General features: G+C 72.2%; 10 protein-coding genes and 1 pseudogene. 10 read left to right on the top strand and 1 reads right to left on the bottom strand.

The window, feature by feature from the left end; all coding sequences use genetic code 11:
- Positions 1-38 precede the first annotated feature (38 nt).
- A complete protein-coding gene (gene nhaA, locus ACTWQF_RS15305) occupies positions 39-1397 on the bottom strand; it encodes a Na+/H+ antiporter NhaA (protein ID WP_443279931.1) in 1359 nt (452 codons plus the stop codon).
- Positions 1398-1815: 418 nt separating this feature from the next.
- On the opposite strand from nhaA, the gene ACTWQF_RS15300 reads away from it, so the two are divergent.
- The 10 genes and pseudogenes from ACTWQF_RS15300 to ACTWQF_RS15255 all read left to right on the top strand — a co-directional run bounded on the left by ACTWQF_RS15300 (position 1816) and on the right by ACTWQF_RS15255 (position 12796).
- Positions 1816-2574, top strand: coding sequence for a hypothetical protein (locus ACTWQF_RS15300; RefSeq protein WP_443279930.1), 759 nt, complete (start codon positions 1816-1818; stop codon positions 2572-2574).
- A gap of 168 nt (positions 2575-2742) precedes the next feature.
- Positions 2743-3573: pseudogene (locus ACTWQF_RS15295) on the top strand (hypothetical protein); the annotation flags it as partial.
- 584 nt (positions 3574-4157) lie between these two features.
- Entirely contained in the window at positions 4158-5459 is a 1302-nt protein-coding gene (locus tag ACTWQF_RS15290) for a CpaF family protein (protein ID WP_443280166.1), read from the top strand.
- 4 nt (positions 5460-5463) lie between these two features.
- Positions 5464-6456, top strand: coding sequence for a type II secretion system F family protein (locus ACTWQF_RS15285; RefSeq protein WP_443279929.1), 993 nt, complete (start codon positions 5464-5466; stop codon positions 6454-6456).
- On the top strand, positions 6453-7382 hold the full coding sequence (locus tag ACTWQF_RS15280; RefSeq protein WP_443279928.1) for a type II secretion system F family protein: 930 nt from the start codon (positions 6453-6455) through the stop codon (positions 7380-7382). Before ACTWQF_RS15285 ends, ACTWQF_RS15280 begins: the two co-directional genes overlap by 4 nt.
- Before the next feature lie 63 nt (positions 7383-7445).
- On the top strand, positions 7446-7700 hold the full coding sequence (locus ACTWQF_RS15275; protein ID WP_443279927.1) for a hypothetical protein: 255 nt from the start codon (positions 7446-7448) through the stop codon (positions 7698-7700).
- A gap of 11 nt (positions 7701-7711) precedes the next feature.
- Positions 7712-8167 carry a TadE family protein gene (locus ACTWQF_RS15270; RefSeq protein WP_443279926.1) on the top strand — a complete coding sequence of 152 codons (456 nt, stop codon included), beginning with the start codon at positions 7712-7714 and terminating at the stop codon, positions 8165-8167.
- The gene (locus tag ACTWQF_RS15265; RefSeq protein ID WP_443279925.1) at positions 8167-8592 is read left to right on the top strand and encodes a TadE/TadG family type IV pilus assembly protein; all 426 of its coding nucleotides are present in this window, start codon (positions 8167-8169) and stop codon (positions 8590-8592) included. Before ACTWQF_RS15270 ends, ACTWQF_RS15265 begins: the two co-directional genes overlap by 1 nt.
- Entirely contained in the window at positions 8589-9071 is a 483-nt protein-coding gene (locus ACTWQF_RS15260) for a Tad domain-containing protein (protein ID WP_443279924.1), read from the top strand. The genes ACTWQF_RS15265 and ACTWQF_RS15260 overlap by 4 nt, the downstream gene beginning before the upstream one ends.
- 62 nt (positions 9072-9133) lie before the next feature.
- Positions 9134-12796: a BTAD domain-containing putative transcriptional regulator gene (locus ACTWQF_RS15255; RefSeq protein WP_443279923.1), complete on the top strand. Its 3663-nt coding sequence runs from the start codon at positions 9134-9136 to the stop codon at positions 12794-12796.
- Positions 12797-12810: the final 14 nt, after the last annotated feature.

Here is a 12810-nt window from a genome sequence, read left to right as displayed (position 1 = left end):
GGCTGGGGGAGCAGTTCCCCACGCCCCTTCGGGGCGCGTCAATCGCTGTTCTGCTCGCGGGCGCGGCGGGCGGCTTCCGTGGGGCGGTTTATCGGGTCCAGTTCCTGGTCTATGTCGGGGATGGAGTCCTGGTCCTCGTCGCGGGTCTCGGCCTCCCACAGGGCCCGGTACTTCGCGTCGCGCAGCTTCAGCATGACGCAGGCGACCAGTGCGGAGAGCAGGGAGCCCAGGAGGACGGCGGCCTTGGTGTGTTCGGTGACGGACGCGCCCTGGAAGGCCAGTTCGGACACCAGCAGGGAGACCGTGAAGCCGATCCCCGCCAGCATCGCGACCCCGGCCACGTCCGCCCAGGCCAGATCGGAGCTGAGCCGCGCGCGGGTGAAGCGGGCGGCCAGGTAGGTGCCGCCGAAGATGCCGATGAACTTGCCGGCGAACAGCCCCACCATCACCCCGAGCGCCTCCGGTTGCCGGAAGGTCTCGCTCAGCGCCGAGCCGGAGACGCCGACACCTGCCGCGAAAAAGGCGAAGACGGGCACGGCGAAGCCGGCGGACAGCGGCCGGACCAGGTGCTCGATGCGCTCGGCGGGGGAGCTGCTCTCCGGGTCGTCGGGATCGTCGGGCCGCACCCGCAGCAGCAGGCCCATCGCGACGCCCGCGATGGTGGCGTGCACGCCGCTGTTGTACATCAGCGCCCAGATGACCACGGCCAGCGGTACGTACACGTACCAGCCGCGAAGCCGCAGGTTGACGTGGAGGACGCGGAAGAGCACCAGTCCGGCGACGGCACCGGCGAACGCCGCCCAGTTGAGGGTGGAGGTGTAGAAGACGGCGATCACGAGGATCGCGCCCAGGTCGTCGACGATGGCGAGGGTGAGCAGGAAGGCGCGGATGCCGGAGGGCAGATTGGTGCCGATCACGGCGAGCACACCGAGGGCGAAGGCGATGTCGGTGGCCATCGGGACGGCCCAGCCGTTCAGATCGCCGCCGCGCGCCAGGTTCACCACGACGTAGCAGAGGGCGGGCACGACCATGCCGCTGGCCGCAGCGATGACGGGGAGCGCGGCGGCGGCCGGACGGCGTAGCTCACCGACGGTCAGTTCGCGCTTCAGCTCAGCTCCGGCGACGAAGAAGAAGAGCGTCAGGACGCCGTCCGAGGCCCAGTGCTCCACCGACAGATCGAGGCCCAGCGCGGGGATGCCGAAGTGGAAGGACCGCACCGTCTCGTAGAGATGCGCGAGCGGGGTGTTGGCCCATACGAGTGCCAGCACGGCGGCGGCCAGCAGAATTGTCCCGCCGACGGTCTCCGTACGCAGCGCGTCCGACAGCAGCTTGCGCTCACGGGCCGACGGCAGGGCGAAGAGCGAAGTGCGGTGCTCGTCTGTGCTGGACGGTGTCATGGCGCTCCCTGGATCGGCGAGTGCAGAGATACGGGGAGGGCCCCGTACCGCCGACCAGACTTCCCGGCACACCTATGACGAATTTTGACGCGATCTTGACGCCGTTCTCACACCGTACTCGAACAGCGGCGATCCGCACCGCCCCGGTTCTGGGATCTTCACCTCAGCAGCCCTGTGGCCTCGGGCCGCGACGGCGCCCGGAACCCGGCCTCGGTGGCGTTCGGATCCGCCTTGAGGGGGTCGGGGGGTGTTGATACTGTGCCCGGGATTTACATGGCGTAGTCGCCTGTTGGTACGCGGGGGTATGTCCGACATGGCGGTAGCGGCATGTCGGCACGGGGCAGGTTCTCGACGTGACACGACGTGAGACGCACAAAGACCACAAGACGGGGAAAGACCACAACACGGGGGTGGTGAGGTGAAGACCCAGGAGCGGAGCTCCGCCGGGGTCGGGCGCGGGGCGGCACTCACCGCACCGGCCGGGGACCGGCTTCCGTCCCCGCCACGCGAACGCAAGCCCGCGCTCGCCGCGCTCGCCGTCCTCCTCGTCCTCCTCGGCGCGCTGGGCGCGACCGTCCTGGTGATGCGCGCGGGTGACCGGGTCGAGGCCGTCGCCATCACCAAGCGGGTCCCGCAGGGGCAGCCCATCCCGGACTCGGCCATCAAATCGGTGATGGTCGCCGAGGACAGCGACATCAAGTACGTGCGCTGGGACCAGCGCGGTCTGCTCAAGAAGTACCGCTCGGCCACCGATCTGGTCGACGGGACGGTGCTGGTGGGCAGCATGCTCACCAAGGAGAAGGGCCTGGCATCCGGCAAGGCCGTGGTGGGGCTCTCGCTCAAGAGCGGCCAGTACCCGCCGCGCCTGAAGGAGGGCGACACGGTCTCCGCGTACCGCGTGGGCCGCGAGACCTCCTCCGGCGGCAGCGACGCGACCGGTGGCGGGGCCGACGACACGGGCGACGACGCGTCCGGCCGGAACAACGGCTCCGGCAACGCGACGATCGCCGAGGGCGCCAAGGTCCAGTCGATCAGGTCCGGCTCCGACGACTCCCTCGCCTCCAGCGGCAACCTTCCCGTCTCCGTCGTCGTCGACAAGAGCGACGCCGCCGAGCTGACCGCGGCCGCGTCCAACGGGGAAGTGTCCCTCGTCCTCGACTCCGACAGCGGAAGCTGACGGCACGCGCAGCCGGACCGCGCCGTGCCCGCGCCATGGAGGACGGGAACGGGCCCGCGGAACCGTCCGCCGCTGAGCATCGTCGTCGGCTACGGCAGGACATGACGGCAGACGCAACGAGGGGCAGCACGGCAGGGACGACACGACACCAAGGAAAGGCGTAGCCGGATGGCGCTGATCGCACTCGCCGCCGACAAAGGGGCACCGGGGGTCACTACGGCCGCCGTCGCCCTCTCGGCGGTGTGGCCGCGCCGCGCACTGCTGGCCGAGATGGACACCGCGGGCGGCGATCTCGTCTACCGCAGCCCCGCCACGGACGGCCGTCCGCTGGACCCCAACACCGGGCTGCTCTCGCTGGCCGCGACCGCGCGCAGAGGGCTCGCCGCCGAGCAGTTGTGGGACCACACGCAGCGGCTCTCCGGAGGGCTCGAAGTCCTCGTCGGACTCGGCAATGCCGAACAGTCGGCGGGGCTGGCCGGACAGTGGGACACCCTGGGCCGCGCCTTCGCGTCCCTCGCGGAGACGCCGCATCCCCAGTTGGCCGCCGATGTCATCGCCGACTGCGGGCGGATCGGCCCGGAGTCCGCTTCGGTGGCGCTCTTTCCGCACGCCGCGCTGGTGCTGCTGATCGCGCGGGACGAGCCGGAGCAGATCGCCCGGGTGCGGGACCGCGCCCTGGCTCTGACCGCGCGGCTGCACGGCACGGGCCGCGGCATGTCGCCGCTCGCCCAGCCGCTGCTCGGCGTGCTGCTGGTATCCCAGGCGCAGGGCGCCGCCAAGATCGCGGGTCAGGTCAACGACATGCTGGTCGCCTCCCGCGCGGGCGCCCAGGTCGTGGGCGTGCTCGCCCATGACCCGCTGGGCGCCGAGCAGTTGGCGGGCCGCCGCCGGGGGCGGGTCGAGCGCTCGCTGCTCGTCCGCTCCGTACGCAAGATCGCCACCGACCTCCACCAGCAGTACGGCGCTGCCTGGGCGCCGGCCGCAGCGCAGCCGCAGCAGCAGCCCCCGACTTCGCGCGGCCAGGACCAGGTTCACCGCCAGGGCCCCGGTCCGGCGCCGGTCGCCGGGCAGCCAACCGGCCCGGCCGAGCTCCTCCCGTCCGGCCCGGCGCCGCACGCCCCGACGGGCCGACCCGGTGCGGGCCAGGACCGGACCCCGCCGCCGCGGCAAGGACCGCCCCCGCATCGGACCCCACCCCGGACCCCACCCCGGACCCCACCCCCGCAGCAGGGCCCGCCGCCCGTCGGGCCCGATTACGGTGCACCGCGTTCGCAAGCGCCGGGTCCGCAAGCGTCGCGTTCGCAAGCGTCGGGTCCGCAGACGCCTGGTGCGCAAGCGCCGGGTCCGCAGATGCCGGGTCCGCAAACTCCCGGTGCGCTGCCCCCCGTTCAGGCACCGCCGACGCAGGCATCCGCCTCACCGGCATCGGGTGGCCCCGCGCAGGGTGAGCCGGCGCGAGGGCTCAAGGGCTTCCGCGGGCGGCGTAGGCCCACGGCACCAGCGCCCGCACCCACGCCGCCGGTGCCGTTGCCCGGCAGCGGGGAGCGGTCGCGGGACGAGGGGGCCGCGTCGTGAGTGCGAGCATGGTCGACCACCAGTTGGTGAAGCGGTTCCGGCAGGAGGCCGGGGACCGGATCGCCGAGCAGCGCCGAATAGACCAGGCGTCCGGTGTTGCCCCGATGACCGCCGAGGACGAGCGGCAGTTCGCCCGTGCCGTGATCGCGCAGATCCTCGAGGAGTACGCGCGCACGGAGATCACCTCCGGACGCACCCCGCCGGACGCGCAGTCCGAGGAGGCGTACGCGGCGGCCGTGCACGCCGCGCTGTTCGGCGTGGGGCGGCTCCAGCCGCTGCTGGACGACCCCGAGGTCGAGAACATCGATGTCAACGGCTACGACCAGGTCTTCGTCGGCTACGCCGACGGCCGTGAGATGCGGGGCGAACCGGTTGCCGAGTCGGACGAGGAACTGGTCGAGCTGATCCAGATCCTCGGCGCCTACTCGGGCCTGTCCTCCCGCCCGTTCGACTCCGCCAACCCGCAGCTGGACCTGCGGCTGCCCGACGGCTCCCGGCTGTCGGCCGTCATGGACGTCACAAGGCGCCCCGCGCTGTCGATCCGGCGCGCCCGGATGGGCAAGGTCTTCATCTCCGACCTGGTGGGCAACGGGACGCTCACTCCGGAGCTGGGCAGCTTTCTGACGGCGGCGGTGCGGGCCCGTAAGAACATCATGATCGCGGGCGCGACGAACGCCGGTAAGACGACGCTGCTGCGCGCCCTCGCCAACGAGATCCCGCCGCACGAGCGGCTGATCACCGTCGAGCGCGCGCTGGAACTGGGCCTGGACCAGTTCCCCGAACTGCACCCGAACGTGGTCGCGTTCGAGGAGCGGCTGCCCAACTCCGAGGGCCAGGGCACCATCAGCATGGCCGAACTGGTCCGCCGCTCGCTGCGGATGAACCCCTCCCGGGTGATCGTCGGTGAGGTGCTCGGCGACGAGATCGTCACGATGCTCAACGCCATGTCCCAGGGCAACGACGGCTCGCTGTCCACGATCCACGCCAACAGCTCCAGCGAGGTCTTCAACCGCATCTCCACCTACGCGCTCCAGGCCGCCGAGCGGCTGCCCATCGAGGCAACCCAGATGCTGATCGCGGGGGCCATCAACTTCGTCGTCTTCATCGAGCGCCGCAACGCCTTCGCCAGCGGCGGGCGGCTGTCCCGCTCGGTCACCTCCGTACGGGAGATCAACGGCGTGGACGGCCGGGTGCTCTCCAGCGAGGTCTTCGCCGAGGCACCCGACGGGCGGCTGCTGGCGCACGCGCCGGTCTCCTGTGCGCAGGAGCTGGCCGTCTACGGATACCAGCCGACCGGAAACTGGGGGTGAGACCGTGCCTCTCGACGGCGGTACGGGCGGCATCTTCTCCCTGCCCACCCTCTACGCGCTCGCCTGCGGTGTCGCGGTCGGCGGCGGTATCGCGCTGCTGATCGTCGCGCTGCGCGGGCTGCCCGCCAAGGCGCCGGACGAGAAGCGGGACGCGGGCAAGCGCGCCTCGGAGCTGGTCCGGTTCATGAGCCGGCGCGGCTCCATCGCGGTGTGTGCGGGACTGCTGGTCCTGCTGCTGACGCGCTGGCCGGTCGCCGCCATCGCCACCGGCATCCTCGTCTTCGTGTGGGACCGGCTCTTCGGCGGCGCCGCCGAGGAGCGGGCCGCGATGAAGCGGGTGGAGGCGCTGGCGGCGTGGACGGAGTCGCTGCGGGACACCATCGCGGGCGCCGTCGGCCTCGAACAGGCCATCCCCGCCTCGGCCCGCGCCGCTGCGCCCTCGCTGCGCCCGCATCTGGACGCGCTCATCGACCGGCTGCGGGCCCGCACCCCGCTGCCCACCGCGCTGCAGAACCTGGCGGACGAGCTGGACGACCCCTCGGCCGACATCGTCGTCGCGGCCCTCATCCTCAACTCCCGGCTGCGCGGCCCCGGTCTGCGCGAGGTGCTGGGCGCGCTGGCCAAGTCGGCGCGCGAGGAGGTGGACATGCGGCAGCGGGTGATGGCGCAGCGCGCCTCCACGCGGCGCAGCGTGCAGATCGTCGTCGGCGTCAGCGTGGCCTTCGTGCTGGGCCTCGCCGTCTTCAACCGGGACTTCGTCAAGCCCTACGGCAGCCCGCTCGGCCAGGTCGTACTCGCCTGCGTATGCGCGATGTTCGCCTGCGGTTTCTGGTGGCTGCGCAAGCTGTCGCGGATCGAGACCCCCCAGCGCTTCCTGATCCACGCCGACCAGCCGGCACCGGCGGCCCGCGCGGGCCACCCGGCGGAACGGGCCGAGCACCCCGCCGAGCGGGGCGAGCAGCCAGCCGTCGGCGGAAGGGAGGCGCTGGACCGATGAACACCCTCACCCTCACCGCACTCACCGGAGCCCTCGCCGGGCTCGGTCTGTTCCTGCTCGTACGGGCGCTGGTGCCCGGCAAGCGGGGTGCCGTCGCCTCCGTCGCCGAGATCGACGCGCTGCGCGCCCGTTCCGCCGCTCACCAGTCGGCCGTCGCGGGAAACCCGGAGGAGACCGGCCGGTTCGCCACCCTCCGGGCGCGGATCGGCGTCCGGGTCGCAGAGCTGTATCTGCGGCAGGGCTGGGAGCAACGCAACCTCCGTTCCGACCTGGAGGTGCTGGAGCGCCGCTGGGAGAACTTCCTCGCGACGAAGGTGCTGCTGGGCGCCGCGGGGCTGTTCTTCGGGCCGTTCCTGTTCTCGATCGGCTGGCTGATCGGCTTCGGCCGCAGCCCGCTGATCCCGCTGTGGCTGGCGCTGTTCTTCGCGGGGCTGTTCTTCATGCTGCCGGACCTGGAGGTGCGCCGCGACGCCGCCGCCAAGCGGCGCGACCTGCGACGGGTGGTCGGCGCCTATCTCGACCTGGTGGCCATGAACCTGGCGGGCGGGCGCGGACTGCCCGAGGCGCTGAAGGCGGCCAGCGAGGTCAGCGACGGCTGGGCGCTGCGCCGTATCCGCGACACCCTCGCCGACGCGCGGATCACCGGGCAGAGCCAGTGGGCGGCCCTCGGGGATCTCGGAATCCGGCTGGGGGTCGACGAACTCAAGGACCTGTCGGCATCCTTGGCGCTGGTCGCCGACGACGGCGCCAAGGTGCGTGCCTCGCTCTCCTCCCGCGCCGAGACCATGCGGCACCGGGAGCTGTCCGAGATCGAGGGCAGTGCGGGTGAGAAGTCCCAGTCGATGCTCGTGGCCCAGCTGATGCTCTGCGCGGGCTTCCTCGTCTTTCTCATCTATCCGGCGGCGATGCGCGTCTTCCAGATCTGACCTCCTGTCCGAAGACCCGAGCCCGAAGCCCGAAGCCCGAAGACCCAGAAAGGACTGAGAACGATGCCGAATCCGATGCGTTCGATCAGTCATCCCGCCGTCGACTTCCTCGTCACGTTCCTGCGCGGCCGGATACAGCGCGCCCGCTCCGGCGAGCTGGACCGCGGCGCCTCCGCCGTCGAGTGGGTGATCATCTCGGCAGTCGTGGTGGCCATCGTCGGCGTGGTCGCCGCCATCATCAACCTCGCGCTCCGGAACGGCGCGGACAAGGTGAGCGACTGCATCGACGGCGCCGACGAGGACGGCACCTGCAAGTAGGAGCAGCGCCGGTGAGAGCTGAGCGACGGTTCGTCGCATGGACACGCCGCAGATGGGAGGCCGCCTCCCAGCGCGGCGAAAGCGGCATGACCGCGATCGAGTTCGTGCTGCTCACCCCGGTGCTGTTCTTCCTGATCTTCGCGACGGTGCAGTTCGCGCTGTACTTCTTCGCGGACCATGTGGCGCAGGCCGCGGCACAGGCCGGTGCCCGCAAGGCGCGGCAGGAGGCCGACGCCGACCCGGGAGGCTGGCGCGCCGAGGCGAGGCAGACGTCCGGCGAATACATCGAACAGCTCGGCCCCGAACTGATCCTGAACCCCGATGTGAAGCTGCTCGGGCCCGACGACAACACCGTGGGTGTGGAGATCCGCGCCCAGGTGCCCTCCGTCTTCCCGGGCCTGGACATGGACGTGTACGCGATCTCCCGGGGACCGGTGGAGCGGTTCGTACCGGACGGGGGCGGGTGATGAGTAGGCGACGGTGGGCCGGTCCGCGGGGCGGCGACGCCGGGATGTCGACCATCGAGGTCGTCATCCTCGCGCCGGTGATGATCCTGTTCATCCTGGTACTCGTCGCGTTCGGCCAGCTCGTGGACGGGCGCGGAGCGGTGGACAGCGCCGCGCGGGACGCCGCACGTGCCGGGTCGCTCCAGCACGGCAGCCACGGCGCTGCGATGGCGGCCGCGCAACAGGCGGCAGCCGCCACCCTCAAGGGCACCTGCGCGGGGAACGTCACCGTACGGGACGCGGGCAGCGACTACCGCTCCGGCGGGCTGTTCACCGTCGAGGTGAGCTGCCGGGTACGCGGCCTGGGCATCCTCGGTCTGGACATCGCCAAGGACATCTCCGGCCGCTCCAGTTCGCCGATCGACCCGTACCGGAGGACCGGATGAGCCGGGGGAGACGGGCCCTCTCCGAGGGGGTGGGCAGCTGGGTGCAGGGCCGGCGCACGGCCTGCGACGACAGCGGGTCAGGTGCCGCCGCGGTCATCATGTTCGCGCTGCTGTTCATGGTGCTGGCCGCGTTCGTGGTGGACGGCGGGCTGTCCATCTCGCAGCGTGAGCGTGCTGCCGACATCGCCGAGCAGGCAGCCCGCTACGCGGCGCAGGACATCGACGAGGAGGCCCTGCGCGCCAGCCAGGGCCGCAACGCGCCCATCAACTACGAGAACTGCCCCTCCCGCGTCCACCAGTTCGCCACCCAGTCGGGCCTCTCCGGGGGCGACGTGGCAGCCTCCGGCTGTGTGTCCGCCAGCGCACAGCAGGTGCAGGTCCGGATCCGGCTCACCTACCGTCCGGTCCTCACCGGACTGTTCTACAGCTCACCCATCACCGTCCACGGCACGGCGACGGCGGAATCCGTGACCGGCTGACCCGGCCCGGAATCACCGCCCCCTCCTCCACGTCCGCACTTCTCACACTGGGAGCACACGACATGGCGCGCCGCAGTTCGACACCGGCACCGGCCCCCGGCGGGCCCAGGGCCCGCTCGCGCTCGCGCACGCCCGTACCGGTGCGCACCCGGCGCACGTTCGGGGACGTGCTCAAGGCGTTCTGTGCGTTCGTCGCGCTGGCCGTACTGGTGGCCGGGGTGCCGTTGGCGTTGGCCTACTTCATCGGCTGGCCGCTGCCGCACCGGATGCCGTCGCTGGACATGCTGCGCGACGAGGTGAGCGTCGGTGTCTTCATCAACGTACTGACGGTCGTCGTATGGCTCGCCTGGGCGCAGTTCACCGCCTGCGTGCTGGTCGAGGTCAAGGCGGCGCTCTCGGGCGTGGGCCTGCCCGCGCGGGTGCCGGGTGCGGGCCCCAGCCAGCTGCTGGCGCGGCAACTCGTCACCGCGATCCTGCTGCTGGGCTCCAGCACGGCCAGCTTCGCGCCGGGCCTGGCCGACCTCGGCCACTCCGTACAGCCGCACCAGCCCTCGCAGACCGTCGCCAGTGCCCAGCTCCTCCCCGGGCAGCAGCGGTCGGGCGAGGTGGCCGCACAGGTGGACGGTGCCGGTGCGCATGTCATGGGCGGGGGCGGCTCGGACACGGTCGTACTGGCCGGAGGCGGCAGCGAGCGGGCCGGTGCGGCGCACCAGTCGTCGGCGCCGAGCGACACCTCCCAGGCCCGGAAGACGAAGTTCTACCGCATCCAGCCCCCGGTCGGCCGCCACCACGACTCCCTGTGGGAGATCGCCGAACGGCACCTGGACGACGGCCGCCGCTACAAGGAGATCTACCGCCTCAACAAGGACCGGGTACAGCCGGACGGCTCCCGGCTGTCCGAGGCCAGCCTCATCCGGCCCGGCTGGATCATGGAGATGCCCGCCGACGCGCACGGCGGCGAACTGGTCGAGATGCCGGACGACGCCGAGGAACTGGGCGCCAAGGAGCGTGCCCAGTACGAGCGTTATCAGGATGGCCGATCCCCCGGCGGCGGTCAGCGCCAGCAGCAGCCACCCCAGCAGGACCACGGCCAGGACCAGAGCCAGGACCAGGACCAGGGCAAGGGCGGGGACCGGTCGGAGCGGAAGGAGCCCACCGCGCCGAACGGTGACTCGTCGGACCAGGATTCCCAGGACCAGGGTTCTCAGGAGCAGGACTCCCAGGAGCAGGAATCTCCCGAGAAGGGTTCGCCGGACGAGGCTCCCTCGAACCCCGATCCGGACGTCTCCGACGACGGCTCCGACGAGCCCGAACTCGCACCGAGCATCCCGGAGGAGAGCGAAAAGGGTGACGGGAGCGAGGATCTGGCGCCCACCCAGCCGGACCAGGAGATCCCCGACGCTCCGGACGACGACCCCCGGCCGAGCCCCGGCGACCAGGGCAGCGAGGACAGCCATGGCGACCGGGACGCCGGGAACGGCCGGGCCGACCAGGACGGCAGCTCCGACGACTCGGATGCCGATGTGCGGCCCGATACGGAAGAGAAGCTCGACGTCCCGCCCGGCGAACACACGCCCGACCGCGAGGAGCAGTCCGTCCCCGAGAGCCCTGCCGAGGAGCAGCCGACCCGGACCGACGACCTCGGCGACGCGGAGGACGACGACGGGCTGCCCGGCCCCGGCATCTCCCAGCCCAACGACATCCGGCCGGGCGCCCCGGACACCCGGCCGGGCGGTACGGCACCGCACACCCCCGCGCCGGACAAGCCGGCCGCACCGTCACAGGACAACAGCGACGGCGGCAAGGGCGAGGACACCCCCTCCGAGCTCGACCACGCCGACGTCCCGGACGGTGACGGCACCAACAAGCTCCACCGCTCCTCGAAGGCGGACGACGGCGGGGTGTTCGGGACCGTCGGGCTGCCCGAAGCGCTGCTCGGGGCTCCGCTGCTGGCGGCCGGGGTGCTGGCCGCGCTGGGCCGCCGGCGGCGGACGGCGCTGTGGAGGGCGGTCACCGGCGGCGCCCGGCGGGCACCCGGCGACGACTTCACGCCCCCGTCGGACCCGGCAGCGCAGGCCCGCGACGCGCTCCTCGTCAGCGCCGACCCCGCCGCCGTACGCTTCCTCGACCGTGCGCTGCGCGGGCTGGCCGAGGACCTCGCCGACGCGGGCCGGGAACTCCCCGTCGTCTACGCGGCCTGGCTGACCGGACAGGACCTGCATCTGCAACTCGCCGAGGAGTCCGGACAGCCGCCCGCGCCCTGGCGATTCGGCCAGAGCCCCAGCTTCTGGACCATCCAGCGCGCCCAGACCCGCTTCGACGTGGACACCAGTGGGCCGTCGCCCTACCCGGCGCTGGTCAGCCTCGGCCTTCGCGGCGGGGCACGGCTGCTGCTCAACCTGGAGTCGGTGCCCGGGCTGGTCTCGGTGGCGGGGGACGATGAGCGGCGCACCGCCGTCCTTGCCTCCATCGCTGCCGAACTCGCCACCGGAAGCTGGTCCCGGGGCATGGATCTGACCCTCGTGGGCTTCGGCGAGGAGCTGACCGCACTCGCGCCTGAGCGGACGCGGTACCTGGCGGATGTCCCGGCGCTGCTGCAGGAGCGGGAAGACGAGCTGACTCCGCAGGCGGCGGCTCCGCAGATAGTGCTGATCGGCGTCGAGCCCACCAAGCAGGAGGCCCGCCGGCTGGCCGCGCTCGCCACCGAGAGCGAAGGGCCACGCGTGGGCTTCGTCGTCGGTGTCCCCGGCGGACGGCTGCCCAGCGCCGTATGGGAGTTCACCGTCGATGCGGACGGAACGCTCGCCGCACCCCGCATGGGCCTGGAAGTACGGGCCCAGCTACTGCCCGAGGAGCTGCGCGCGGCGGTGGTCGAGCTGTTCGCCGACGCGGACGACGAGCAGACCGAGGGCGGGCGCGGCCCCGGCTTCCGCGTCGACCTGAGCGAAGGCGGCCGTCCGGCGGTCTACGCGCGGATCATGGGCAGCTACGACGTCACCGGCATCGAGCCGCCGGAGGAGTCGCGCAGCGCACTGCTGCACGAGGCGCTGGCGCTGCTGCTGCTCAACCGGAACGGCGTGCACCCGCGCGTACTGGCCTCCGCGCTGTGGCCCAAGGGCGTCACCGACGATGTGCGGGACGCGCTCGTCGAACGGCTGCGCGGCTGGCTGGGGATCGAGACCGACGGCACGCCCCGGCTGTCCACCGACAAGGACGGGCGGCTCGTGCTGCGGCCCTCCGTCGTCTCCGACTGGGACGTGCTGCGCACCCTGCACCACGGCTGCACCGGAGAACGCGGCGCGAAGCTGGCGCCGCAGGTGCGGCGCCAGAAGCTCGCGGAGGCGCTGGACCTCGCGCGCGGGCCGCTGCTGGCCGACCGGCCGGAGGGGCGGTACGGATGGCTGGCGTACGACGTCGTCGAGGCGCAGCATCCGCTGCTCGTCGCCGAGGTCGGCCTCGCCCTCACCGCCGAGTATCTCCGGTTCGGGGAACCGGACGCCGCGGTGGGTGCTGTGCGGACCGCCTTGCGGAGTGCTTCGGCGGACGAGCGGCTCTGGGACGCGCTGTTGCGGGCCGCGCATGCCACCGGTGAACCGGGCGCCCTCGATGAGGCCGTGCGCTGGGTCGCGGAGCGCGCCGCCGCCCTCCACGGCGCCGAGAGGGGTCTTCCCCCACGCACCCAGGCACTCCTGGAAGAGCTGGCCCCGGGGGCGTACCGCGGCTGACGCCTTCCCCTGTT

Source organism: Streptomyces sp. 8N114, from assembly GCF_052245835.1.
Classification (GTDB): Bacteria; Actinomycetota; Actinomycetes; order Streptomycetales; family Streptomycetaceae; genus Streptomyces.
This window is presented reverse-complemented; position numbering and strand designations above follow the sequence as displayed.

Excerpts from the sequence above, each read along its gene's own strand:
- nhaA (WP_443279931.1), bottom strand. The coding sequence starts at position 1,397 with ATGACACCGTCCAGCACAGACGAGCACCGCACTTCGCTCTTCGCCCTG.
- ACTWQF_RS15290 (WP_443280166.1), top strand. The coding sequence starts at position 4,158 with ATGGTCGACCACCAGTTGGTGAAGCGGTTCCGGCAGGAGGCCGGGGAC.
- ACTWQF_RS15280 (WP_443279928.1), top strand. The coding sequence starts at position 6,453 with ATGAACACCCTCACCCTCACCGCACTCACCGGAGCCCTCGCCGGGCTC.
- ACTWQF_RS15275 (WP_443279927.1), top strand. The coding sequence starts at position 7,446 with ATGCCGAATCCGATGCGTTCGATCAGTCATCCCGCCGTCGACTTCCTC.
- ACTWQF_RS15265 (WP_443279925.1), top strand. The coding sequence starts at position 8,167 with ATGAGTAGGCGACGGTGGGCCGGTCCGCGGGGCGGCGACGCCGGGATG.
- ACTWQF_RS15260 (WP_443279924.1), top strand. The coding sequence starts at position 8,589 with ATGAGCCGGGGGAGACGGGCCCTCTCCGAGGGGGTGGGCAGCTGGGTG.
- ACTWQF_RS15255 (WP_443279923.1), top strand. The coding sequence starts at position 9,134 with ATGGCGCGCCGCAGTTCGACACCGGCACCGGCCCCCGGCGGGCCCAGG.